General features: G+C 73.7%; 20 protein-coding genes. 10 read left to right on the top strand and 10 right to left on the bottom strand.

The genetic code is table 11. From position 1 onward, the window contains the following. Window positions 1–325: 325 nt before the first annotated feature. Both ACY3FI_RS04335 and nudC read right to left on the bottom strand, forming a co-directional pair. Window positions 326–2074 (bottom strand): ATP-dependent helicase, encoded by a 1749-nt coding sequence (locus ACY3FI_RS04335; RefSeq protein ID WP_462549524.1) that lies wholly within the window; start codon window positions 2072–2074, stop codon window positions 326–328. Further along, window positions 2071–3006 carry an NAD(+) diphosphatase gene (gene nudC, locus ACY3FI_RS04330; RefSeq protein WP_462549523.1) on the bottom strand — a complete coding sequence of 312 codons (936 nt, stop codon included), beginning with the start codon at window positions 3004–3006 and terminating at the stop codon, window positions 2071–2073. The genes ACY3FI_RS04335 and nudC overlap by 4 nt, the downstream gene beginning before the upstream one ends. 94 nt (window positions 3007–3100) lie before the next feature. Here nudC and ACY3FI_RS04325 point away from each other — a divergent pair, with 94 nt between their 5' ends. After that, window positions 3101–4099 (top strand): phosphotransferase, encoded by a 999-nt coding sequence (locus ACY3FI_RS04325; RefSeq protein ID WP_462549522.1) that lies wholly within the window; start codon window positions 3101–3103, stop codon window positions 4097–4099. A gap of 90 nt (window positions 4100–4189) precedes the next feature. On the opposite strand, the gene ACY3FI_RS04320 is transcribed toward ACY3FI_RS04325, so the two are convergent. Together ACY3FI_RS04320 and ACY3FI_RS04315 are read right to left on the bottom strand one after the other, a co-directional pair. Further along, a complete protein-coding gene (locus ACY3FI_RS04320) occupies window positions 4190–7486 on the bottom strand; it encodes an ATP-dependent DNA helicase (protein ID WP_462549521.1) in 3297 nt (1098 codons plus the stop codon). Further along, window positions 7483–10641 carry a PD-(D/E)XK nuclease family protein gene (locus ACY3FI_RS04315; protein ID WP_462549520.1) on the bottom strand — a complete coding sequence of 1053 codons (3159 nt, stop codon included), beginning with the start codon at window positions 10639–10641 and terminating at the stop codon, window positions 7483–7485. Before ACY3FI_RS04315 ends, ACY3FI_RS04320 begins: the two co-directional genes overlap by 4 nt. Window positions 10642–10808: 167 nt before the next feature. Here ACY3FI_RS04315 and ACY3FI_RS04310 point away from each other — a divergent pair, with 167 nt between their 5' ends. Then, complete coding sequence (locus ACY3FI_RS04310; protein ID WP_462549519.1) at window positions 10809–11033, top strand: DUF3107 domain-containing protein; 225 nt, start codon at window positions 10809–10811, stop codon at window positions 11031–11033. A gap of 1 nt (window position 11034) precedes the next feature. After that, window positions 11035–11331, top strand: coding sequence for a hypothetical protein (locus ACY3FI_RS04305; RefSeq protein ID WP_462549518.1), 297 nt, complete (start codon window positions 11035–11037; stop codon window positions 11329–11331). A 22-nt stretch (window positions 11332–11353) separates the two neighbouring features. Here the strand turns inward: ACY3FI_RS04305 and ACY3FI_RS04300 are convergent, their stop codons facing one another. Beyond that, window positions 11354–12535, bottom strand: coding sequence for a mannosyltransferase family protein (locus ACY3FI_RS04300; protein ID WP_462549517.1), 1182 nt, complete (start codon window positions 12533–12535; stop codon window positions 11354–11356). Continuing rightward, window positions 12535–13251 (bottom strand): ferritin-like fold-containing protein, encoded by a 717-nt coding sequence (locus tag ACY3FI_RS04295; protein ID WP_462549516.1) that lies wholly within the window; start codon window positions 13249–13251, stop codon window positions 12535–12537. Before ACY3FI_RS04295 ends, ACY3FI_RS04300 begins: the two co-directional genes overlap by 1 nt. A gap of 82 nt (window positions 13252–13333) precedes the next feature. On the opposite strand from ACY3FI_RS04295, the gene ACY3FI_RS04290 reads away from it, so the two are divergent. Beyond that, entirely contained in the window at window positions 13334–14830 is a 1497-nt protein-coding gene (locus ACY3FI_RS04290; RefSeq protein WP_462549515.1) for a DEAD/DEAH box helicase, read from the top strand. A 164-nt stretch (window positions 14831–14994) separates the two neighbouring features. Here the strand turns inward: ACY3FI_RS04290 and ACY3FI_RS04285 are convergent, their stop codons facing one another. After that, the gene (locus ACY3FI_RS04285) at window positions 14995–15876 is read right to left on the bottom strand and encodes a PHP domain-containing protein (RefSeq protein ID WP_462549514.1); all 882 of its coding nucleotides are present in this window, start codon (window positions 15874–15876) and stop codon (window positions 14995–14997) included. A 61-nt stretch (window positions 15877–15937) separates the two neighbouring features. Here ACY3FI_RS04285 and ACY3FI_RS04280 point away from each other — a divergent pair, with 61 nt between their 5' ends. After that, window positions 15938–17422: an aminopeptidase P family protein gene (locus tag ACY3FI_RS04280; protein WP_462549513.1), complete on the top strand. Its 1485-nt coding sequence runs from the start codon at window positions 15938–15940 to the stop codon at window positions 17420–17422. Window positions 17423–17431: 9 nt separating this feature from the next. Further along, window positions 17432–17932, top strand: coding sequence for a GNAT family N-acetyltransferase (locus ACY3FI_RS04275; RefSeq protein WP_462549512.1), 501 nt, complete (start codon window positions 17432–17434; stop codon window positions 17930–17932). Window positions 17933–18498: 566 nt separating this feature from the next. Here ACY3FI_RS04275 and ACY3FI_RS04270 read toward each other — a convergent pair. Further along, window positions 18499–19512: a YflT domain-containing protein gene (locus ACY3FI_RS04270; RefSeq protein ID WP_462549511.1), complete on the bottom strand. Its 1014-nt coding sequence runs from the start codon at window positions 19510–19512 to the stop codon at window positions 18499–18501. A gap of 97 nt (window positions 19513–19609) precedes the next feature. Here ACY3FI_RS04270 and ACY3FI_RS04265 point away from each other — a divergent pair, with 97 nt between their 5' ends. The 4 genes from ACY3FI_RS04265 (at window position 19610) to ACY3FI_RS04250 (ending at window position 23532) form a co-directional block, all read left to right on the top strand. Continuing rightward, on the top strand, window positions 19610–20929 hold the full coding sequence (locus tag ACY3FI_RS04265; protein WP_462549510.1) for a magnesium transporter MgtE N-terminal domain-containing protein: 1320 nt from the start codon (window positions 19610–19612) through the stop codon (window positions 20927–20929). Beyond that, on the top strand, window positions 20913–21461 hold the full coding sequence (locus ACY3FI_RS04260) for a DUF1003 domain-containing protein (protein WP_462549509.1): 549 nt from the start codon (window positions 20913–20915) through the stop codon (window positions 21459–21461). The genes ACY3FI_RS04265 and ACY3FI_RS04260 overlap by 17 nt, the downstream gene beginning before the upstream one ends. Beyond that, a complete protein-coding gene (locus tag ACY3FI_RS04255) occupies window positions 21454–22614 on the top strand; it encodes a P-loop NTPase (protein WP_462549508.1) in 1161 nt (386 codons plus the stop codon). Before ACY3FI_RS04260 ends, ACY3FI_RS04255 begins: the two co-directional genes overlap by 8 nt. A 69-nt stretch (window positions 22615–22683) precedes the next feature. Next, entirely contained in the window at window positions 22684–23532 is an 849-nt protein-coding gene (locus ACY3FI_RS04250) for a class I SAM-dependent methyltransferase (protein WP_462549507.1), read from the top strand. 130 nt (window positions 23533–23662) lie between these two features. Here the strand turns inward: ACY3FI_RS04250 and ACY3FI_RS04245 are convergent, their stop codons facing one another. Continuing rightward, window positions 23663–24247: a hypothetical protein gene (locus ACY3FI_RS04245; protein WP_462549506.1), complete on the bottom strand. Its 585-nt coding sequence runs from the start codon at window positions 24245–24247 to the stop codon at window positions 23663–23665. An 86-nt stretch (window positions 24248–24333) separates the two neighbouring features. Beyond that, on the bottom strand, window positions 24334–24708 hold the full coding sequence (locus ACY3FI_RS04240; RefSeq protein ID WP_462549505.1) for a twin-arginine translocase TatA/TatE family subunit: 375 nt from the start codon (window positions 24706–24708) through the stop codon (window positions 24334–24336). Window positions 24709–24747: the final 39 nt, after the last annotated feature.

The raw sequence follows: 24747 nt of genomic DNA, 5'->3' as shown, positions 1-24747 counted from the left end.
GACCCGGCGCTCCGCGCGGCGTGGACGCGGCGCGGGGTCCCGCACCTGCCGGTCGTCGTGGGCGACGGCCGGGTACGGCTCGGACCGGTCGTGGTCCTCGGGATGGGACCGTGCCTGCAGTGCCTCGAGTACGCCGCCGTCGACGACGACCCGGCGTGGCCGGCGATCGCGGCGCAGGTCTGGGGCCGCCCCGCGGCGCCGCTGTCGCCCTGGCGGGTCGCTGCCGTCGCGGCCTCGGCGGTGCGGATGCTGATCGGACGGCTCCCCCTGGTGACACAGCACCCCGACGCCGACCAGGTGGTCTTCGAGCGGGACGACCTGGCCGTCACGCTCCGGCCGGTGCGCCCCCACCCGCGGTGCTCGTGTCGAGCGCTGCCAGGAACCGGCTCGGGGCCCGCGCACCGCCGCGCGTCGACCCCTGCCGCGACCACGTCACGGTCACCGACCGGCGAGCACGGGTGAGCGCCACGTAGAACAGCCGACGCTCCTCCTCGACCTCGTCGTCGGTCGTCGCGTGCGAGATCGGCAGCAGGCCCTCGGCGGCGCCGACCACGATCACGTGTGGCCACTCCAGGCCCTTGGACGAGTGCATCGTGGCGAGGGTGACGGCGTCGAGCTCGGGCTCGTGGTGGGTGGCGGCACGGTCGACGAGGTCCTGCGTGAACTGCTGCATCGTCGTGCCGGCCGGGGCTGCCTCGGCGAGACCCATGACCGCCTGCAGCGCCTCCCACTGCTCGCGGACCGCGCCGGTCCCCTCTGGTGGCGTCGGGGTCCACCCGCTGACCTGCAGGACGAGGCCCACCCGCCGGGTGAGCTCGTCGTCGGTCTGCCGGACGGCCTCGCCGCGCATGTGGTGGACGGCGAGCTTGACCTCGGGACGGTCGAAGAAGCGCGTCCCGCCCTGCACCCGGTAGGGAACGCCCGCCCGACCGAGCGCCGACTCGAGCGCTGCCGCCTGCGCGCCGACGCGGTAGAGCACCGCGCAGTCACCGAACGCGGCGCCGCCGGCGACGAGTTCGCCGATGCGTCGTGCCACGGTCTGGGCCTCGTCGCCGTCGTGCACGCATGCCAGGACCTCGGGCTCCGGCCCGGGTTCGGTCTGCTGTGCGACGAGGTCGAGCGCGCCGGGGCGTCCGCGCATCAGGGCGTTCGCGGCGTGCACGACCTCACGCGTGGACCGGTAGTTCCGCTCCAGCCGGAGGACGGACCCGCGCGGGAACTCCGACCCGAAGCCGAGCAGGTAGCGGCTCGACGCCCCCGCGAACGAGTAGATCGTCTGGCTGGCGTCGCCGACCACGCACACGTCGTCACGCCCGCCGAGCCAGGCGCGGAGCAGGTCGTGCTGCACGGGCGAGACGTCCTGGTACTCGTCGACGACGAAGAAGCGGTACTGCTGCCGGACGTAGCTCGCCACGCGGGGCTCGGACTCCACCATGCCGAGCGTCGCGAGGAGGACGTCCTCGAAGTCGAGCTGGCGCCGTTCGTCCTTGAGTTGCTCGTAGGCCTTCATCAGATCGATCACCCGGCGCGGCGCGGTGTCCCGGGGCATCACCCGCTCGGCGGCGGCGGCCTCGTACTCCTCGAGCGTCAGCATCTGTACCTTGCGCCACTCGACCTCGGCGGCGAGGTCGCGGAGCACGGGCTTGTCGACGTGCAGCCCGACCGTGTCCGCGGCGTGCGCGATCATCCGGCCCTTGGACTCGACGATCCGCGGGGCGCTGCCGCCGACCGTGTCCGGCCAGAAGTAGCTCAGCTGCGCCATCGCCGCGGCGTGGAAGGTCCGGGCCTGCACGGTCCCGGCGCCCAGGGCACGGAGACGGGACCGGAGCTCACCGGCAGCACGGGTGGTGAAGGTCAGCGCGAGGACGTGGTTCGGCGAGTAGGTGCCGGTGGCGACGCCGTAGGCGATGCGGTGCGTGATCGCCCGCGTCTTGCCGGTACCGGCGCCGGCGAGCACGGCGACCGGACCGAGCAGCGTCCGGGCGACCGTGCGCTGTTCGGCGTCGAGCGCGGCGAGCAGTTCGTCCGGGGACGGCGGCCGGACCTCGGCGGCCTGCGGAGCGCCCGCGCTCACGGTGTGTCCAGCGGCCCGCCGTACCACTCCTCGATGATGGCGCGGGCGATCGAGGTGCGCCCCGGCAGCAGCAGGGTGTCACCGGCGCGCTCCCGGATCTCGTCGCGGGAGAACCAGCGGACGTCGAGGATCTCCACGCCGTCCGGACGCGCGGTCGACGGATCGCCGTCCACCGCGCGGGCGCGGAAGCCGACCATGAGGGAGGCCGGGAACGGCCAGGGCTGCGAACCGAGGTACTCGGGCTCCTCGACGTGGACGCCGGACTCCTCGAAGACCTCGCGCCGGACCGCGTCCTCGAGGGACTCCCCCGGCTCGACGAAGCCGGCGAGCAGCGAGTACCGGTTCGCGTCCCACGCGGCGTTGGAGCCGAGCAGGATGCGGTCGTCGGCGTCCGTCACCCCGACGATGATCGCGGCGTCGGTGCGCGGGAAGTGTTCCTTCCCCCCGGGTTCGCGGCGGACCCAGCCGCCGGTGACGACCTCGGTCGCGGCGCCGGTCCGGGGTGAGAAGCCGTGCACGGCGTGCCAGTTCGCCATCGCGACCGCCTCGACCGCGAGGCCCTGGTCACGCGCGGACAGCTCGGTGCCGAACATCCGCAGGCTCTCCCACGCGTCGTCGCGCGGTTCGATCGCCGCTGCGGTGTCGGCGTCGACCAGGGCTGCGGCGAACCGGGTGCCGGCGGGAGCGTCGTGTTCGTCGGCGACCGCACGGCCGAGGTAGAGCGTGACGGTGCCCTCGGGGACCTCGGCGGCGGTGACGAAGCGGAGGGTGCCGTCCTGGTTGCGGAGCATCTCGCCGCCGCGCACCGGCAGCCAGCGCGTGGCCGGGTCGTCACGCAGCACCCGCTCGAGGTCGTCGGTCGAACGGAACTCGGCGTCGCGGTCGAGTTCGTTCCGGGACAGCGGCAGTCTGGCGGCGAACTCGACGGTCACGGCGGAGGACTCCTCAGATCAGCGGCTTCGATCGGGAGTGCCCGGGTCAGCGTGGCGCACACCGGTGCCGCGACGATCGACCTACCCTGAGGGCATGGCGGGATCCCAGTTCACTCTAGCCGCGTTGGCGACGACGGCCGTCCCCGGACTCGTCGTGACGGGTACGCGCACACTCGGCTCGGTCGCAGCCGGGGACTACGAGTCCGCGGTCCTCCGCGACGACACCGGCGCCCACGTGGCGATCCGGCGCCCCCGCAACCAACGCGCCGAGGCGCGGCAGTCGGCCGACCTCGTCGCGATCCGTGCGCTGAGCGCCGGGATCCGCACGCGCCTCCCGTTCGGCGTCGCCGAGTACCGGGGTCAGGCGCCGATCGGATCCACCCGGGCGATCGTCACCACCTACCTGCCCGGCGGACACCCGACGCTGCGCACCCTGGTCGAGCGCCCCGAACTCGCGACGAGCGTCGGTCGCGCCGTCGCCGCGATCCACCAGCTCCCGACGAGCTTCGTGACCGACGCTGGCCTGCCCTCGCTCACCCCGTTCGAGGTGCTCCGCTCCGCCGTGTCCGTGATGGACCGCGCGGTCGCCACGAAACTCGTCCCCGCCGCGCTCAAGGAACGCTGGGAGGGCGCCGCGCGCGACCAGCAGCTGTGGCAGTTCACGCCGACGGTCGTGCACGGTTCGTTCGGCCCGGACGCGGTCCTGGTCGAGGGTGACGCCGTCACCGGCGTCGTCGACTGGGGCGAGCTGCGCCTCGGGGACCCCGCCAAGGACCTCGCCTGGATCCTCGCGGGCCGCCAGGAGGCGTTCGACACCGTCCTCAGCGCGTACGAGGCGAACGGCGGCGGTCGCGACCGCCAGCTCGCGCAGCGGGCACGGGTGCACCACGAACTCGAGACCGCGCAGTGGCTGCTGCACGGCGTCCAGGTGAAGAGCACCGAGGTCGTCGACGACGCGGTCGCGATGATGCACCGGCTGGTCGACGCGGTGCAGACGCCGAGCGCGGCCCCGCTGCAGTCGGTCTCGCCGGAGACGATGGAGATCGGCGAGGTCGAGCAGCTGCTGTCGTCGACCGAGCGCCGACACGGCTGACGCCACCACCCGACGGACGGGAGGCGCGGTGCCAGCTGGCACCGCGCCTCCCGTCCGTCACGGCGCACGCTGCGCGCGGTGCGCGACGCGTCAGCCCACCGCAGCGCGCCACGCGCGTTCCAGGCCGGCGCGGTCGAGGAGCTCGGCCGGCCGGACCTCGAGGTCGTCGGCGACGAAGTAGAACACCGCGTCGACCTCGTCGAGCGGCCGCCCGGTGAACTCGGCGTAGGCGACGCGGTAGAGCGCGAGCTGGAGCTGCCGCTTGGCCAGGTCGTCCGCGCCGGACGGGGCCTTGCCGGTCTTCCAGTCGACCACCTCGGCACGTCCGTCGATCTCGTAGACGGCGTCGAGCTTGCAGACGACGCTGTGCCCGAGGAACGGCAGGTGGATCTCGCGCTCGACCTCGATCGGCGTGCGTCCTGCCCAGCGCGACCGCGCGAACGTGGCCTGGAAGTCGGCGAGACGGCGGGCGTCGTCGTCGGTGACCGGAGCATCCGTGGAGGCGTCGACGGCCTCGTCGGCATCGAGGTCTGCCTCGCCGTCCCACACGTCGAGGGTCTCGAGCGACCCCCCGCTCCGCGCCCGCTGCTCGACCCACTGGTGGAACAACGTGCCGAGCCGGGTCGCGCGGTACGGACGCTCCGGCATCGGCCGACGGAGCCGCTCGGCCACGGCGTCCGGTTCGGCGAGGTAGTCCTTGAAGCCGGACGCGGGCACCCGGTGTGGCACCACCACCTGGTGTCGGGCCTTCCGTGCGGCCTCGCGCTCGGCGAGGAGCAGGTCGATGTCGGCGGCGAACCGGCCGGAGGCGCCGGGGTTGGCGTTCCGGACCCGCTCCGCGGCGGCGGCGACGCGGGCGGCGCGGCGGCCGAAGGGCACGTGCGGCCACGACTGCGTGGCGCCGGCCTCGCCGAGGGGGTCGGCCTCGTGCACGGTCGCGTCGGGGACGGCGTCGGCCTCGACCACGCCGGCGTCGACGAGGTCGCGGAGGTAGCGACTCGGCTCGGTCGGCCTGACCCCGCCCGCCCAGAACGAACCGGTGAGCAGCAGGTCGTGCTTGGCACGGGTGAGCGCGACGTAGGTGAGGCGACGTTCCTCGTCCTCGTTGCGGGCCTTCACCTGCTCCTTGTAGGCGTCGATCGCGACCGTGACGTCCTTCTGCGAGTCGTGCCCGCGCCAGTCGAGGCGGGGCAGTTCGTCGGCGTCCCCCCGGAACTCGTAGGGCAGCCGACCGAAGCCGAGCCAGCCCGACGAGCCCTCCTGCGGTCGAGCGGGCAGCGCACCCTCGACGAGTCGGGGCACCGCGACGGCGTCCCACTCGAGGCCCTTCGACCCGTGGATCGTCAGGATCTGCACCGTGCCGGCCTCGGGCTCCTCGGACCTCGGACCCATGTCGTCACGACGGGCGGCTGCGTCGACCCAGCCGAGGAAGGCGCCGAGGTCGGCCCGGTCGTCGGTGGACACGAAGCCGGACAGCTCGTCCACGAAGGCGTCCAGGTAGGCGCCGCTGCCCTGCTCGTGCGCGGCCACCTCGATGTCGAGTCGCATCTCCTGCACCACGAGGGTGACGAAGTCGACGAGGTCGCCACCCGCCCGGGAGCGCAGCACCGCGAGCTGCTGCCCGAGGGCCCGCATGCGTTCCCGGCCGACCGGGCTGATGCCCTCGAGTGCACCGTGCTCGTCGGGGGCCGTGGCGACGAAGTCGAGGGCGTCGACGATCGACCCGTGCTCCCCCGCGGCGACCGAGGCCCGGAAGGCCGCCGTCAGGTCGTCGTCCAGCCGCTGGTGGGTGTGGTCGCGGTTGAACAGCCACCGGGCGAGGCCGTGCAGCGCTGCGATGTCCGCCGCACCGATCCGCCACCGGGCGCCGGCGAGCAGGCGGAGCAGGTCGTTCCCGGCCGCCGGGTCGTGCAGCACGCGGAGGCACGCCACGAGGTCGACGATCTCCGGCCGCTGCAGGAGGCCGCCGGTGCCGAGCACGTGGAACGGCACCCGGTGCTCGGCGAGGGCTCCGGTGAAGGCCGCGAGGTCCTTCCGCGACCGCAGCAGCAGCGCCATCGAGGCGTCCGCGTGTGCCCCCCGATGGTCGGCGAACCACCGTGCGACGGCCGCCGCCTCGTCCGGCAGGGTCTCCGGGAAGGCGACCTGCACGGTGCCGGCGTCCGCGCCGGGGCGGGGTTCCAGGCGCTCGACGTCGACATCGGACGCGGCGGACAGCGGCGCGACGACGGCGTTCGCGCCGGCGAGGACGTCGACGGGGTTGCGCCAGCTGGTGGAGAGGGCGTAGGTGACCGGTCGACCCGCAAGGGGCTGCCCAGCAACGCGCTGCGCGGGCATGGCCTGGTCCGGTCTGGCCTGATCCGGTCTGGCCTCGTCCGCAGGGGCGCCGAAGTCGCGGGGGAAGCGGGCGAGGTTCGCCGCGCTCGCACCGCGGAACCCGTAGATCGATTGGTGCGGATCGCCCACCGCCATCACCGGGTGCCCACGGAACAGCCGCGCGAGGAACCGGGTCTGCACCACCGAGGTGTCCTGGTACTCGTCGAGCAGCACGACGCCGTACCGCCCGCGCAGGTCGTCCACCACGCGGGGTGCCGACTCGGCCGCGGCGAGGGCGAGCGCGATCTGGTCGGAGAACTCCACGAACCCGCGGTCGACCTTCTGCCGCCGGAACTCCTCGACCAGGTCCACCAGCGGCTCGAGCGCACCGATCACGGCGACCGCGTCGGTGATCGCCCGGTACGGCGTCCCGCGGTTGTTGCCCGGCAGTTCGAGGAGTTCGGAGAACTCGATCGCGAACCGGCGCAGCCGCTCCGGCTCGACGAGGTGCTCGGACACCGCCCCGGCGAGCGCCACCACGGCCGCGGTGACGGTGTCGACGTCACGGTCGAGCCCGGCCAGCCGGTCGTCCCGCGCGCCGACGACGACCCGGCGCGCGAGCTGCCACGCGGAGGGTTTGGTGAGCACCTGGGACTCGCCGTCACGGCCGACGAGCAGGGCGTTCTCGCGGAACACCGCGTTCGCGAAGGCGTTGTAGGTCGAGACGGTCGGCGCCTCGAAGGCGTCGCCCGGTTCGAGCAGGCCGGCGTCCTCGAGCGCCCGGATGCGGTCGTTGATGCGGACCGAGAGCTCGCCCGCGGCCTTGCGGGTGAAGGTCAGGCCGAGGACCTCGTGCGGGCGCACCATGCCGTTCGCGAGCAGCCAGACGACCCGGGAGGCCATGGTCTCGGTCTTCCCGCTGCCGGCGCCGGCGACGACGAGCGCCGGCGCGAGCGGCGACTCGATGACGGCGCGCTGCTGCGGGGTGGGGCGGGGACGGCCGAGCGCGTCGGCGATCGCGTCGGCGTCGTGCCGGGGCACCGTCTCGGTGAGGAGCTGTCCGTCGGTCACCAGGTCACCTCGCCCACGACGTGGATCCGGCACTCGACGCCGGTCCGGGCCTTCTCACAGTGGTCGTCGACGTTCGCCAGGAACGTCCGCCCGGCCATCCCCCGCGCCACGGTGTGCAGGCGGTCCCGGTAGGCGTCGCGGTCCTCGGGGCCGAAGGCGTGCTGGGTCCGCTCCGAGTACGCGCGTCCGCTCCGGGGGTTCTGCACGAAGACGAGTCGGGCATCGGCCATCGGCGACCCGGCGGGGACACCCTCGACGGCGCCGTCCTCGACCGCGAGCTGGTAGGCGCCCAGCTGCGGGTGTCCGGGCATGTCGTTCTTCTCGCTCGGCATCGAGCGGCCGGTCTTCAGGTCGACGACGCTCACGCGGCCCTCGGGGTCGACCTCGATGCGGTCGATGCTCCCCCGCATCCGGGCCGGCCCGGTGACGAGCGCGAACGAGGTCTCGGCACCGAGCAGCCGCCGACCCGCGCTCGCGAAGGTGCGGAGGTAGTCGCTGAGCCCCTCGATCATCCGCCGGGTGCGGGCGCGCTCTCGATCGGCGATCCACGGCGACTCGAAGGTCAGCTCGTCCCAGCGCGACTCGACCGACGCCCACAGGGACTCGACGTCGACCGCGGTCGCGTGCTCCATCGCCTCGTGCACGATCGTCCCGATGCCCATCGCCGGGCTCGGGGCGCCGCCGCCGAACGTCTGCGCGAACCAGTGCACGGGGCACTCCTCGAACGTCCCGATGCGGGACGGCGACACCGACACGGTCGGGGGCACGGGATCGTCGTCGGGCGCTCCGGGCGGCGGGGCGGGATCGGCGTCGAGGTCGACCAGGGGGGCGTCGGTGGACGGCTCGGCCAGGCCGTACCAGTCGTCCGGCGTGGCGCCGGGCACCCCGGCCTCGGCGAGCCGGGCGAGGGCGGAGGCCGCCTCGTGGTCGCCGGTCGTCACGACGCGGCGACGCAGGGACCCGGCGAGCCCGCGCAGTGAGAGCGGGTGCACGGTCGACTGCCGGTCCGGGAGCACGGGCACGAGCCGGACGAAGGGCGAGGGCGCCTCGTCGTCGTTCGCCACCGTGCCGATCACCACCTGGGTGGTGGCGCGGGACACCGCGCGGGCGAAGAGGCGCAGCTCGTCGGCGATCACGGCGGCGCGGTCGTCGACGGCGCCGTGGTCCGTCCCCGCGGCGGCGCGCACGAGGCCGTCCGGGTCGAGCAGGCTGCCGCGCACGCGGGTGTTCGGCCAGACGCCGTCCTGCAGCCCGAGCACGACGACCACGTCGCACTCCAGCCCGATCGTCGCGGACGGGGTGAGCACCCGGACGCGGCCGGCGGTCCGGTCGGGGCCGATGGAGTCCTCGGGCAGGTCGGCGCCGAGCAGGTCGTCGACGAACACCCGGGCCGGGGCGTCCGGCGTGCGTTCGACGAAGCGCTTCGCCGCCGTGAAGAGCCCGACCACGGCGTCGAGGTGTCGGTCCACCTCGGCCGCGCCGACCCCGCCGGCCGCGGACTGCCCACCCCAGGCGCCCGCCAGGCCGCTGCGCTCCCACAGCCCCCAGAGGATCTCCTCGATGCTCGCTCCGGCCGAGGCGTCCGTCCGCGCCTGCACGAGGCTGCGGGCGAGCCGGGTGGCCCGGCGCGCGAAGCCCGCGTCGACCGTGGCCAACCGCTCCGGTGCGCCGAGCGCGTCGACGAGCAGTTCGTCGGCGGTACGGGTGCCCCCGCCGGACAGTTCCTCGCGCCGCAGGGCGAGCCGGAGCCGGCGCATGGCCAGGGTGTCGAGCCCGCCGAGGGGGCCGGTCGCGAACGCCGTCGCGAGGGCGGCGTCGAGCGGCACCACGTCGAGCGCGACGGCGGCCGCGTCGAGCAGGGCACGGGCGGCGGAGTCGTCACGGGGGCGCACGGATGCGGCACCGGCGGTCGCGGGGACCTCGGCGACGGAGAGCGCGCGGACGAGCTCGGGGATGGCGGCGCCGCTGCGGGTGACCACGGCCATCCGGTGCCACGGGACGCCGTCGAGCAGCCGGTGCTCGCGGAGCCGCCGGGCGACCGCGACGACGAGGGCCGCACGGCTCGGCGCCTCGAGGTGCACGACGGCGTCCGCCCGGGCGTCCTCCTCGGTTGCGGTGGCGGTGCGCTGCCGTCCGGCGGCAGCGGCCCCGACGCGAGCGGTCACGGCGGACACCAGCGCGCGGATCGGCGCCGGGTGCCGGTGCACCGTGGTCAGGACGATCTCGTCCACCCGGTCGACACCGAGCCGCACCGCGAGCCGCCCGAGCACGTCCGGTTCGGCGCCGCGGAACGCCGACGCCGCGATGTCCGGGTCGCCGAACGCCACGACCTGCACGCCGGAACGAGCGAGGGCGCCGAGCAGGGCGACCTCGCCCTCGACGAGCTCCTGCGTGTCGTCCACCACGACGAGCCGGAGCGCCGCGACGCTCGCCGGCACCTCGCCGCGGAGCACGGCCGCGGTGGCGTACGCGACGAGCTCCGCCGCGTCGAGGCTGGTGCCCCGGAAGGCCGTGACCGCGGCGCGGTACTCGTCGACGAAGTCCCCCACGGCGCGCCACTCCGGTCGCCCGAGGTCGTCGCCGAGCTCGCGCATGTCCTCGGGCTCGACCCCGGCGGCCACCGCGCGCATCATCACGTCGCGGAGCGCGGTGCGGAAGCCGGCGCGCTCGCGCACGACGGCGGTGATCGGCGCGGGCCAGTCGGGACCGGCGCCGTCGATCTCGTGCCCGTCGAGCAGGTCCGCGATGATGCGGTCCTGCTCGCCGCCGGTGAGCAGGGTCGGCGCCTCCTGCCCCTGCACCGCGGCAGCGTGCGCGACGACCTGGAACGCCAGGGAGTTCACCGTCCGGGCCAGCGCACCGGGCACGACCCGGTCCACCGCTGCTGCCAGCCGGTCGCGCAGGGCCGTCGCGGCGGTCCGCGCCGAGGTCAGCGCGAGCACCGTCGCGTGGCCGTCCGGCGAGATCGCGTCGGCGCGGGAGCACCGCGCGGCGACGAGCCGGGCGAGGGTGGTCGTCTTGCCGGTGCCCGGCGCGCCGATGACCGCGGCGTGCCGGTCGTCCGGGAGCGCGAGCACGGCGGCCTGCGACGCGTCGGCCGTCAGCGCCCGGGCGGGCGCCTCGGTCGGGGCGGGCGTCAGCAGGGTCCGGGGCACCCTCGTACGGTACCGAGCACGGCCGACACCGCGCGGGTCCCACGCGAGCGAGTGCACACCCGACCGGACGGCACCGGACGGAAGGCCCGCCGGCCGTGCCCGCGGTCCGCAGTGCGCCCGCGGCGAACGGCCGGAGCCAGCGGGGAGCGCTCGGATACGCTGTGCTCGTGGACATCAAGATCGGCATCACCAACAGCCCGCGCGAGATCGCGTTCGAGACCACCCAGACCGCTGACGAGATCGAGCAGGCCGTCTCGGCCGCGCTCGGGGACAAGGCGACGCACCTCTCCCTGCAGGACGAGAAGGGCCGCCGGTTCATCGTGCCGGTCGCCTCGCTCGCCTACGTCGAGGTCGGCGCCGAGGAGTCGCGTCGCATCGGCTTCGTCGCCTGACGTGGAGCTCCTCTTCGCCGTGCTCGGCGGCGTGATCGCCGGGGCGATCGCCCACGTGGTGGTCCCCTGGCGGTCGAGCCGCGGAGCGCTGCTCGGCCCGGCCGTCGGCGGCGTCGTCGCCGCCGTGGTCTGGGAGGCGCTGACCTGGGCGGGCCTCCGGTACGACGGCACCTGGATCTGGGTGGCCGCCCTCGTCGGTGCGGGCGTCGTCGCCGCCGTCACCGAGTGGGTCCTCGGCACGCGCCGCACCGCTGCGGACGCCGAGTACCACGACCGGGTGGCCACGCGCGGCGCCTGAACCCGCCGACGCCGGACGGCCGTCAGTCCGCCCAGGCCCCGAGCGTGAACTGGTGCGTGTTGGCCGTGCACAGCACCACCCCGACGACGAGCACCGCCGTCGTCACCCAGCGCCCGAGGGCGTGCCGCTGCGAGGCCGCCCCGAGCGCCACCCAGATCGGGAAGAGCGTCAGGGTGTTGCGGGCGAGCGACACGTAGGTGGAGCTGGTCATCAGCGACACCGCGGTGAGGCCGAGCAGCGTCGCCTCCGCCCACCGCCGCCGGACCAGGAAGTACGCGACCGCGACGAGCAGCAGCGCCGCGAAGACGATGTCGAGCAGGAACTGCGGCCGTGCCGACACCAGCGGGTGGTGCAGCACGTTCTGCACCGTAGCCGAGAAGGTCGTCCACGGTGCCGAGGTGGTCCGCGCCCATCCCTCCTGCTGCGCGACGGACCACGCGTCCCAACGGCCGGTCAGCACGCGGAGCCCGGTCATGTACCCGGCGAACCCGAGCACCCCGGTCGCCAGGCCGGCAGCCGGCCACGCCACGGTCCGCTCGCCCGCCGCTCGCCGGCGGACGACGTAGAGCACCACGAGCGCCGCGAGCAGGAACAGCCCGTTCGCCCGGATCGTCCCCGCGAGCGCGGTCACCAGCCCGGCGGCCGTCCACCGGTCGCGGAGCGCGAGGTACCAGGCACCCATCGCCGCGGCGGCGAAGCACGACTCGGAGTACGACGCGTGCAGGTACACCGCGTACGGCCCGACGACGAACAGCAGCGTCGCGACGGAGGCCGCGCGCCCACCGACGGTCACCTCGGCGAGCCGCCAGAGCAGCACCGCCGCGACGAGGCCACCGAGCGCCGCGACGAGCATGAGGGCGGTCGGCACCGGGTCGGCGCTCACGGGCCGGAGCACCGCGGCCAGCGCCCTGGCCGCGAACGGGTAGCCCGGGAAGAAGGCGACGTCGGTGGACCCGGCGGTGTACCCGTCCGTGGCGATGGCCGCGAAGTGCCCGGAGTCCCAGCGGGCGAGCAGGTCGGCGAACGGACGGCCGCCGAGGAGCGAACCGGTGGCCGCCCACTGCGACACCAGTGCGATCGTGGTGACGAGCACACGGGACGCGGTCCACATCGCGGCCCCACCGAGGAGCGCGGACAGCCACGACCCGTCGCCGTCCAGGGTGCGCGGCCGGACGCGACGGCCACCCGTCGTGACGGCGGACATCAGGCGGTCAGCCCGAGGGCGTCCATCCGTCGAGTGTGGGCGGCGATGAGCTCGGTCCACACCGGCTCCAGCCGTTCCTGGTCCTGGCGGGCGTGTGAGGCGAGCGCGGACCGGGCGACGAGGAGCGTGTCGCCGACGAGACGACGACCCCACATCGCGAGCCGGTGCCCCACGCTCGGGTCGTCCTCGATGCGGGCGGTGAGCTCCTCGACCACGGCGGGCTCCTCACGGGAGTCGAACACCGTCCGCAGGCGCTGCCGGACGTCGATCGGCAGCGAGCGGAGCAGGTTGTCGAAGAGGTCGTTGAGGATGCCGGCGGTGACGTAGCCGGTGAGCATCGACTCGTACCAGTCGGCGCCGCTGGTGCGCTCGAGGAACCGGTCGATCGCCTCGCGGTGCGGGGCCATGAGCTCGGCCGGGTCGAGGCCGGCCCGTTCGATCTCGGCGACGATGGTGCGGTGCCGTTCGAGCGCCGTCGTCGCGAGGACGCCGGTCACGAGGCGACCGGAGAGCGTCGGGGCGCCGGCACCGGCGCGACCCATGGTCTCGTAGAGGGAGAGCTGCAGGTAGGCCGCCTGCCCGAGGTAGACGTCGAGCTCGGGGCTGACGTCGTCGAGCTGCAGCCGTTCGCCGGACGAGGCGTTCCGCGGGTTCCGCGACGCCAGCCATGCGGCCGCGAGCTGCGCCGCGCGCTTCCGGTTCCACCACGACACCACCCGCTCAGCATACGGGTCGGCAGCCGGTGCTCCTCCCCGTCGGTAGACTGGTGGGGACTCCCACCAGGACCAAGGTGATCCATTGACTTTCGCAGACCTCTCCATCGAGCAGGACATCGTCGACGCGCTCGCGACGAAGGGCATCAGCGAGCCCTTCCCGATCCAGCAGCAGACGATCCCGCTCGCCCTCACCGGCCAGGACATCATCGGCCAGGCCAAGACCGGTACCGGCAAGACCTTCGGCTTCGGCCTCCCACTCGTCCAGCGCCTCGGCTCCGACCCGGAACCCGGCGTCAAGGCCCTCATCGTCGTCCCGACCCGCGAGCTCGCGGTGCAGGTGACCGAGGACCTCGAGCTCGCCACCTCGAACCGACCGACCACGGTCGCGTCGATCTACGGCGGCAAGGCGTACGAGGGCCAGATCGAGCAGCTCAGGTCCGGCGCGCAGATCGTCGTCGGCACGCCGGGCCGCCTCATCGACCTGCAGCGCCAGCGCATCCTCGACCTCTCCCACGTGCAGGAGGTCGTCCTCGACGAAGCCGACCGCATGCTCGACCTCGGGTTCCTCTCGGACATCGAGCGGATCTTCCAGGCCGTGCCCGCCGTGCGCCACACGATGCTCTTCTCGGCCACGATGCCCGCGCCGATCGTCGCGCTCGCCCGTCGCTTCATGACCCGCCCGGTGCACATCCGCGCGACCGACCCCGACGAGGGTCTGACGCAGGCGAACATCAAGCACGTCATCTACCGCGCGCACTCGCTCGACAAGGACGAGGTCATCGCCCGCATCCTGCAGGCCGAGGGCCGCGGCAAGACCGTGATCTTCACCCGCACGAAGCGCGCCGCGGCGAAGCTCGTCGAAGAGCTCAAGGACCGCGGCTTCAACGCGGCGGCGGTGCACGGCGACCTCAACCAGGAACAGCGCGAGCGCGCGATGGCGGCGTTCAAGGCCGGCAAGCGCGACGTGCTCATCGCGACCGACGTCGCGGCCCGCGGCATCGACGTGGACGACGTCACGCACGTCATCAACCACACGATCCCGGACGACCCCGACACGTACCTGCACCGCGCGGGCCGCACCGGTCGTGCGGGCAAGACCGGCATCGCGGTCACGTTCGTCGACTGGGACGACCTGCACAAGTGGACGCTGATCGACAAGGCCCTCGAGTTCGGCATCCCCGAGCCCGTCGAGACCTACTCGTCGTCGCCGCACCTCTTCGAGGAGCTCGACATCCCGGCCGGCACCAAGGGCCGCCTGCCCGGAGCGTCCTCGCACGCGGCGTCCGCCGGCGGTCCCGCCGAGAAGAAGACGGGCGACCGGCCCCCTCGGTCCGGCTCACGTCCGGCTCGCACCCGCACCCGGTCTGGAGGCGCGGAGCAGTCCGCCCCGCAGACCCCCGCCGCTGAGTCGACCGGCTCCGAGACCCCGGCCTCCTCCACGGGTGACGCCGGCTCCGCGGGCGAGGCCGGCTCCGCGGACGGCGCGGCGAAGCGCCGCCGCCGTCGTCGCCGCCGCCCCGGCGGCGGCTCCGCCGAGGCGACCGCCTCGACGCCGCAGGGCAGCTCGGACGGCGAGTAGCGCCTCCAGACCGAAGGGTCCGTCGCTGACGCGACGGGCCCTTCGTCGTCCCCGCCCGCCTGCTGGCCGCCGCCGAGTCTCGGCCTCGGCGGCGTTGTTCGCGGCGATCAGCGCGAGATCAGTCGCTCAGGGCGAGACTCGGGCCGGTCAGAGCGAGACTCGGGTCAGGTGAGGCGGGAGCCGGGGCCGACGACGGGGGCGCTGCCGGTCGCTTCGGAGCGGATGGCGTCGAACGCGGCGAGGGCCGTGCGGTGTTCGCCGAGTCGGTTCGGCTTGCCGGTGCCGTGGTAGTCGCTCGACCCGGTGACGAACAGGCCGTAGCGGGTGGCCCAGTCGAGCAGGGTGCGCTTGCCGTGTGCGAGGTTCTCGCGGTGGTCGACCTCGAGGCCGCCGAGCCCGGCCTCGACCAGCTCGCGGAGCATCGGTTCGTCGATGACGATCCCACGTGAGGACGCCGCCGGATGGGCGATCACGGGGACGCCGCCGGCGCCGCGGATGAGCTCCACACCGCGGAGCGGCGTCGGGGCCTCGTGCGGCTCGTAGTAGCCGGACGCCGGGTGCAGGATGCCGCGGAACGCAGCACTGCGGTCGGGTTCGAGGCCCCGGGCGACGAGGGCGTCGGCGATGTGCGGGCGTCCGATGGTGGCGCCGTCGCTCGACTGGGCGAGGACGTCCTCCCACGTGATCGGGTGGTCGCGGCCGATGCGTTCCACCATGCGGCGGGCGCGGGCCAGTCGACCGACGCGGATGCGCTCCGTCTCGGCGACGAGGTCCGGGTCCGCGGGATCGACGAGGTAGCCGAGGACGTGCACGCTGCGGTAGCCGACGCGCGTGCTGAGCTCGAGGCCCGGCAGCAGCGTCAGCGGGAGCTCGCGGGCCGCGGCGGTGGCGTCCGCCCAGCCCGCGGTCGTGTCGTGGTCCGTCAGGGCGACGGCGTCCAGTCCGGCGGCTGCTGCCGCCCGGACGAGGTCCGCGGGTCGCTCGGTGCCGTCGGAGACGCTCGAGTGCGCGTGCAGGTCGATGAACGGATCGGGCACGACGACCATGGTATCCACAGGTGTGGGGGCGCACCGGCCGGGGTGCTCGCGGCGGTGCGATGATGGGGGCATGGCCGACTCCACTCCCCGCGCGACGAGCAACCGTTCCACGACCCCGGGTTCCTCCACGTTCAAGGACCACATCGGCTCCCAGTGGGCCGAGCGCGAGCGTCCGCTGCCCGAGCCTCGTGAGCAGGCCGCGTTCGCCGCCGAGCGCCGCGCCCGGATCTCCGAGCTGCACCCGGGTCGCACGATCGTCGTCCCCGCGGGCCAGGCGAAGGTCCGGTCGAACGACTGCGACTACCCGTTTCGTCCGCACTCCACGTTCGCGCACCTCACCGGGTGGGGCACCGACACCGTCGTCGGCTCCGTGCTCGTGATGACGCCGAACGGCTCGGGACACGACGCCACGCTCTACTTCCGCGCCACCGCCGGCCGCGACTCCGAGGAGTTCTACGCCAACCCGGAGATCGGCGAGTTCTGGGTCGGACCGCGTCCCTCCCTCGACGAGGTCGCCGCCGACCTCGGGATCGCGACCGCCGACCTCGGTGCGTTCGACGCCGTGGTGGACGGCCTCGACGCGGCAGCGCTCGTGGTCCGCGACGCCGACACCGACCTCACCCGGGCGCTCGACGAGCGGCTCGGCGGCCCGGTCGGCGGTGCTGCCGAGACCGACGCGGCACCCGCCACCGACGACGTCCTCGCGCGCGACCTCTCCGAGCTGCGCCTCGTGAAGGACGCGTACGAGGTCCACGAGCTCCGCAAGGCGGTCGAGGCGACCAAGGCCGGGTTCGACGACGTCATCGCCGACTTCGACCAGGTCCTCGCGCACCCCCGCGGCGAGCGCATCGTCGAGGGCACCTTCAACCGCCGCGCCCGTGCCGACGGCAACACCGTCGGGTACGACACCATCGCCGCGTCCGGCCACCACGCCTGCATCCTGCACTGGACCAGGAACGACGGCGCCGTGCAGCCGGGCGACCTCATCCTGATCGACGCCGGCGTCGAGGTCGACTCGTTCTACACCGCCGACATCACCCGCACGCTCCCGGTGTCCGGCACGTTCACCGACGTGCAGCGCATGGTCTACGAGGCCGTGCTCGAAGCCGCCGACGCCGCGTTCGCGATCGTCAAGCCGGGCATCACGTTCCGCCAGGTGCACGCGACCGCGATGGAGGTCATCGCCCGCAAGACCGCCGAGTGGGGCTTCCTGCCCGGCACGGCGGAGGAGTCGCTGCAGCCCGACAACCAGTTCCACCGCCGCTACATGGTGCACGGCACGAGCCACCACCTCGGCCTCGACGTGCACGACTGCGCGAAGGCCCGCCGCGAGATGTACATCGACGGCGTCGTGCAGGCCGGCATGGTCTTCACGATCGAGCCCGGACTGTACTTCCAGCAGGACGACCTCACCGTGCCCGAGGAGTTCCGCGGCATCGGCGTCCGGATCGAGGACGACGTCCTGGTGACCGAGGACGGCGCCGAGAACCTGTCGGTCGGGATCCCCCGGACCCCCTCGGAAGTGGAGGGGTGGATCGCCCGCTCCGGCCGTTAGCCTGAGCGGGTGACGACCACACCCGAGACCACGCCCGGCACCGCGGCCGGCGTCCCCGTCGAACTGGCGATCGACGTCGAGCACTTCGACTCCCCCGACGCGCAGCGCCTCCGTGCCGCGCAGCGTCTGGAGATCGACCGCGCGTACGGCGGCGACACCGAGCCTGGCGAGAAGCCGACGGCGGAGTCGATCGCGGTGTTCTTCCTCGCACGCGACGAGCAGGGCACCCCGCTCGGCTGCGGCGGGCTGCGGATCGTGCAGGACGGCATCGCCGAGATCAAGCGCATGTACGTCCGGCCGGAGTCCCGGGGCGCCGGAGTCTCGGCCGCGCTGCTCCGGCGGCTGGAGGAGGCGGCGGTCGACCTCGGGTCACCCGCGCTGGTACTCGAGACCGGCACGGAGCAGAAGCGAGCGATCGGGTTCTACGAGCGCGAGGGGTTCTCGCGCATCGCCAATTTCGGGCCGTACGTCGGGGCGCCGCTCTCGGTCTGCTACTCGAAGGTGCTCTGACCCGGCAGGACCGAACGCCCGGCGCCCGAGCGTGCAACATCTGTCACGCTCGACGCGCCCCGGCGACGGGAACCGCCCACGCCCCGAACACGAGCGGCATGTCCTACCCGGTCGGCCGACGCGTCAGGAGGGCGCTGACCCCCGCCGAGCGTGCAACATCTGTCACGCTCGACGCGCTCCGGCGACGCGAACCGCCCACGGGCCGAACTCGAGCGGCATGTCCTACCCGGTCGGCGGACGCGTCAGGAGGGCCGCTCACCCCCGCCGAGCGTGCAACATCTGGCACGCTCGACGCGCCCCGGCGACGCGAACCGCCCACGCCCCGAACGCGGGCGGCATGTCCTACCCGCTCGGCCGACGCGTCAGGAGGGCGCTGACCCCCGCCGAGCGCGCAACATCTGTCACGCTCGACGCGCTCCGGCGACGGGAACCGCCCGCGCGCCGAACGCGAGCGGCATGTCCTACCCGCTGGGCAGGCGAGCGCGGCCGGTCGGCTCCCGCCCGCTCGGCGGGCGAGCGAGGCGAAGCCGCAGCCCGCGTCCTGCGCGTGCGTCGCCGCAGCAGCGTCAGTTGCGGTCGTCGTCCGACCTGCGAGTGTCGTCCTCGGACTCCGGACGCTCGGCCGGCTGTTCCTGGCGCGCGGACGGCGTCGCCCCACCGACGCGCTCGCCGTAGCGCGGCGGCTCATCGGCACGCGGCTGCGCGGGGGCCGGAGCCGGAGTCGCCGCAGCTCCCCCGTTCGCCTGGGTCTCCCCGTACCGCGGCCCCTCGTTGGTGCCGTAGCGTGGCGCGCCCGCCTGCGGGGCGGGAGCCGATGTGCCGGGGTGCTGCGCGCCTCCAGGCTGGTGGGGTGTGGCGTGACCGCCGTAGGGGGATCCCTGCTGCCCGCCGCGGGGGTCGTTCGGGCCCGGCCGCCACGGCTGCTGCGGCGGCTGGCCCTGCCACCCGGGGCCGCCCTGCTGTCCTGCGCCCGGACCGCCCTGGCCGTAGCCCGGACCGCCCTGGCCGTAGCCGGGGCCGCCCTGGCCGCCCGCACCCGGTCCGCCCACGCTCGGCGCACCGGGCGTGCCCGGATTCCAGTGCGTGGTCGGCGCGACGCCCGCCTTGCCGAGGATCTGCTGCGCCTGCCCGGTGAGCTGCGGGTCGACGACGATCTGGTAGTTCGTGGCGAGCACCTGGTGCACGCTCGTGAAGTCGCGCTGCCGCTTCGTGATCGCGAACGAGACGATGCCGTAGAGCATGCCGAACGCGGCACCGATCACGGCTGCGGCGAAGAACAGCCCGCCGGCGGACGGTGAGAACAGGGTCAGCACGATGCCGAAGAAGAACCCGAGCCAGAGCCCGGACAGCGCACCCGCGACGGCCGCGCGGCCGTAGGTCATCTTGCCGGTGACCCGCTCGACGGTCTTGAGGTCGTTGCCGACGATCGAGATCTTCGCGACGGGGAAGTCCGCCTCGGCGAGCTTCGCGACGACGCGCTGGGCGTCCGGGTAGCTCTCGTAGGTGCCGAGGACGTCCCCGCGCGGGAGCGTCGGGAAGGCCTGGGCGGTGCGTCCGGCGAACGGGCTCTGGTTGCTCACCCAGCCATCATCCACCGGACACCTTGCGATCGCACGTACGGCTCCCGGGAGGCACCGGGGTGCGCGGAGCCCGTGAGCCAGCGACTACGCTGGACGGGTGAGCGCCACGAAGGTCTTCGTCGCCCGCCTCGCCGGGTGCTCCGTCTTCGACCCCGCGGGCGACCGCGTCGGCCGCGTCCGCGACGTCCTCGTCGTGTACCGCCGCGTCGACGCCCCGCGCGTGGTCGGACTCATCGTCGAGGTGCCCGGCAAACGCCGCATCTTCGTGAGCATCGGCCGGATCACCTCGATCGGTGCCGGCCAGGTCATCACGACCGGCATCGTCAACATGCGCCGCTTCGAGCAGCGCGGTGGCGAGGTCCGGGTGATCGCCGAGATGCTCGGCCGCAAGGTGCTCATCAAGAAGGACCGCATCCGCGCGACCGTCGAGGACGTCGCGATCGAGGACCGCGGCCAGGGCGACTGGGAGGTGTCGCAGCTCTTCCTCCGCAAGCCGAAGACGACGCCGTCCCCGTTCGGCAAGGGCCCGACGACCTTCGCCGGGTGGAACGAGGTCACCGAGGACGAACTCCCCGGCGAGGCCCAGTCCGCCGAGCACGTGATCGCCGCCTACTCCGACCTGCTGCCGGCGGACCTCGCGAGCACCCTGCTCGACCTGCCGGAGGAGCGTCGCTTCGAGGTGGCCGAGGAGCTGCCGGACGAGCGGCTCGCCGACGTGCTCGAGGAGATGCCCGACCAGCAGCGCATCGAGATCCTCACCCGGTTGGAGGACGCCCGCGCCGCCGACGTCCTCGACCACATGCAGCCGGACGACGCGGCCGACGTCCTCGCACAGTTCTCCGACGAGCGCAGCGAAGCCCTCCTCGAACTGATGGAGCCCGAGGAGGCGCAGGACGTCCGCATGCTCCTGGAGTACGAGCCGGACACGGCCGGTGGTCTGATGACGACCGAGCCGGTGATCGTCTCGGCGGACGCCACGGTGGCCGAGGGGCTCGCCCTGGTCCGACGGCACGAGCTCGCCCCGGTGCTCGGCGCCGCGGTCTGCGTGACGTTGCCGCCGTACGAGCCGCCCACCGGCCGGTTCCTCGGGCTCGTGCACTTCCAGCGGATGCTCCGGTACCCGCCGAACGAACGACTCGGCACGCTCATCGACCAGCAGACCGAGCCGGTGCGGGTCGACGCCAGCGCTGCCGAGGTCACCCGCATCATGGCGACGTACAACCTGCTGTCGGTCCCCGTGGTCGACGACGCCCACCGACTCGTCGGGGTGGTGACGATCGACGATGTCCTCGACCACGTCCTGCCGGACGACTGGCGAAGTCAGGGCGAGGGGGAACCCTCACCGCTCCCACGCCAACGCCCGCGCAAGACGCCCGTGACGACGGGAAGGAGGACCACCCGTGGCCCGAACGGATGATGCCCGCCAGGAGCGCCTGGACTCCCCGAAGGGCATGCGTACGCGCGTGCTCCCGAGCCGCCGCCGTGGTCGCGGCGACACCTTCGGTCGTGCCACCGAAGGCATCGCGCGTGCAATGGGCACGCCCTGGTTCCTGGTCGGCCTGACGCTGTTCTGTGTGGTCTGGATGGGCTACAACACGCTGGCCCCGAAGTCGTGGCAGTTCGACTCGGCAGCGATCGGGTTCACCGCGCTGACGCTCGTGCTGTCCCTGCAGGCGTCGTACGCGGCGCCGCTCATCCTGCTCGCGCAGAACCGACAGGACGACCGCGACCGCGTGCAGTTCGAGCAGGACCGGCAGCGCGCGGAGCGGAACCTCGCCGACACCGAGTACCTGGCGCGCGAGGTCGTCGCCCTCCGCCTGGCCATGCGCGAGATGGCATCGAAGGACTTCATCCGGGCCGAACTCCGGTCCCTGCTCGAGGAGCTCGACCGCCGCGACGCGGACGAGGCATTCGACGACGAGGCGGGGAGCGCCCGCACCCGTGGCTGAGCCACAGCACCCCGACGAGCGGCTCGGTGCGGCGGTCCTCGCTGCGCTCGGTCGCGTCGTCGATCCGGAGATCCGCCGGCCCGTCACGGAGCTCGACATGATCCGTGGGGTCGACGTCCGGCCGGGAGGCGCGGTGCGCGTCGACCTGCAGCTCACGATCGTGGGGTGCCCGGCCGCCGACACGATCGAGCGCGACGTGCGCGCCGCCGCGGCTTCCGTGGACGGGGTCGCGTCGGTCGACGTGGCCGTCGACGTGATGTCCCCGGCCACCCGGGCGGCGCTGACGGAGCGGCTCCGTGCGGGGCGTCCCCGCGGCGTGCAGTTCACGCCCGACTCGCTCACCCGGGTGATCGCGGTGACGAGCGGCAAGGGCGGCGTCGGCAAGAGCACCGTGACGGTCAACCTGGCCGCGGCGCTGGCGGCCAAGGGGCAGCGGGTCGGGGTCGTCGACGTCGACGTGCACGGCTTCAGCGTCCCGGGGCTGATGGGGCTCACGGACGCGAACGGCGTCGCCCCACGCCCGACGCGGGTGGACAGCATGATCCTGCCGCCGGTCGCACACGACGTGAAGGTCGTCTCGATCGGCATGTTCGTCGACGACGTCTCGACCGCGGTGTCCTGGCGTGGCCCGATGCTGCACCGGACCGTCAACCAGTTCCTCTCCGACGTGTGGTTCGGCGACCTCGACGTGCTGCTGCTCGACCTGCCGCCCGGCACCGGCGACGTGGCGATCTCCGTCGGCCAGCTCCTCCCCCACGCCGAGGTCCTCGTCGTGACCACACCCCAGGCCGCCGCCGCCGACGTCGCCGAACGCAGCGGGATCGTCGCCCGGCAGACCGGGCAGCGCGTGATCGGCGTCGTCGAGAACATGGCCGGGCTCGTGCAGGCCGACGGCAGCGTGCTGCACCTCTTCGGCGAGGGCGGCGGCGCCGAGACCGCGGTCAGGCTCTCCCGTGGGCAGGACGCCCCCGTGCCGGTGCTCGGCAGCGTGCCATTGTCCGTCCCGCTCCGCGAGGGCGGCGACGCCGGGGTGCCCGTGGTGCTCGGTGCACCGCAGGACCCCGCGGCGGTGGCGCTCGATGCGATCGCGGACCGGGTCACGGCGCTCGGCCGGGGGCTCGCGGGCCGCAAGCTCGGCCTCTCGCTGTCCTGAGGCCCGGCGGACGTTCCCCCGGCTCGGTCCCCGCCGGGCCACCGCCGGGCACTGTCCTAGGCTCGTCGCATGAGCACCGACCACGTCAGCGTCGACTGGGACCACGCGCGCGCCACGAACCGCGCCAACTGGGACGACCGCGTCCCGATCCACGAGGGCGCCTACGCGATCGACGTCCTCACCGACCCGGACCACCGCTCCGACGTGGTCCGCGACGACCTCCCCGCCCTGACGCCCTGGCTGCCCCAGCGCTCACTCGCCGGGCTCGACGTCTGCCACCTGCAGTGCCACATCGGCACCGACACGGTGTCGCTCGCCCGCGAGGGCGCCCGGCTCACCGGCGTGGACTTCTCCGCCGCGGCACTCGCCTCGGCCGCCGGACTCGCCGACCGCCTCGGGCTCGGGGTCACGTGGGTGGAGTCCGACGTGCTCGACGCCCGCGCGGCCGTCGTCGGAGACTTCGACGTCGTGTACACGAGCATCGGCACGATCTGCTGGCTCCCCGACCTCGAGCGCTGGGCGGCACAGGTCGCCGCGCTGCTGCGGCCCGGCGGGGTGTTCTTCATCCGCGACGGCCACCCGGCGCTGTACGCCCTCGACGAGGACGCCGACGAGCTCGTCACCCGGTACCGGTACTTCCCGGACGGTACGGCGCAGCAGTGGGACGACGCGAGCACCTACGTCGGCGAGGGTGCCGTCGCGAACAGCCGCACGTACGAGTGGCCGCACCCGCTGTCCGAGATCGTGAACGCGCTGCTCGGCGCCGGACTGCGGCTCCGACGGCTCGACGAGGGCAAGAGCCTGCCGTGGCGGTTCAGCGCCCGGATGGAGGAGGACGGCGCCGGCTCGTGGGTCTGGCCGGCCCGGGACCGCGACCGGATGCCCACCACGTACACGATCGTCGCCACGAAGGACTGAGGACCGGCACCCCGGGGTTCGGGCCCGATCCCACTTCCCATCGCGCCCGTCATGGGAAGGAACGGGCACCAGCCCGCACCGCGGCGGACGCGAGCCGCGGCACCGACCGGCACCGCGCCTCCAGTCCGGGTCAGGACAGGCCGCAGGCGATCCCGTTCGCGTCCGGCACGAACGCGGTGAGCACGCCGGAGCGCGTCGTCCCCGTGAACAGGTTCCACCGCTCGATCCGGTACGAGTAGGCCGTCCCGACCGGGTGCGCATCCCACGACTGCCCCGCGGCCATCACCGGCGACGTGCACCCGACGGTGAGCGACACCTGCGTGGTCACGTTCGCGCTCAACTGCGCGGAGACCATCTGCACGGTCGCGCCGAGCGTCACACCGACGGTCGCAGACACCAGGACGCCGGCCGAGATCGAGCACTGCCCGCCCGCCGTCGCCGCGACGCAGCGAGCGATGGTCGCGCTCCCGACGGCGTTCTCGGTCTTCGTGACGTCGATCACCCGGTAGGTCGTGAACGTCCGCTCCTGCCCCGCGGCAGGCGGCGCCGCGACGGCGCTGGTGCGTTCCGGACCGGCTGCGACGAGGACACCGTCGGCGAACGCGCTCTGCGGCAGTGTCGAGCGAGCCACGGCCGCACTCGCGGGTGCGACGGGCAGGAAGGCGACCGCCGCGGCCGCGACGAGGGCGGTGAGGACGGTGCGGTGACGACTCATGGGAACTCCTTCGTTCTGTCCGATGTACAGAACTCAGGATGTTGTATGCCAGTTGTCGTGTCAACGCCCTCGTGCGAGGTCGGGCGTCAGGTCGCCTCGCTGTCGAAGGGCGCGGCCTCGCCGACGGCGAGCGGCACCGTCGGGGCCTTCGCGCGCACCTTCGACGCCGTGACCTGTGCGGCCTCCACCGTCGCGACGCTCGCCGACGACCCCGAGTCGAGCAGTGCGTCGCGGATGATCCGGCGCGGGTCGTACTGCCGCGGGTCGAGCTTCTGCCACTCGATCTCGTCGAACTCCGGACCCATCTCGTCGCGCATCCGGTCCTTCGCGGTGTCGGCGAACCGGCGGACGGCCTTGACGAACTCGGCGAGCTTCTGTGCGTACGTGGGGAGCCGCTGCGGCCCGAGCACGAGGACGGCGATGATCCCGATCACCAGGAACTTCTCGAAGCCGTCGAACACGGTACGAGCGTAACCCGTCCACACCCTGCGGCACCCGTA

It is taken from the genome of Curtobacterium sp. RM9 (assembly GCF_054956955.1).
This window is presented reverse-complemented; position numbering and strand designations above follow the sequence as displayed.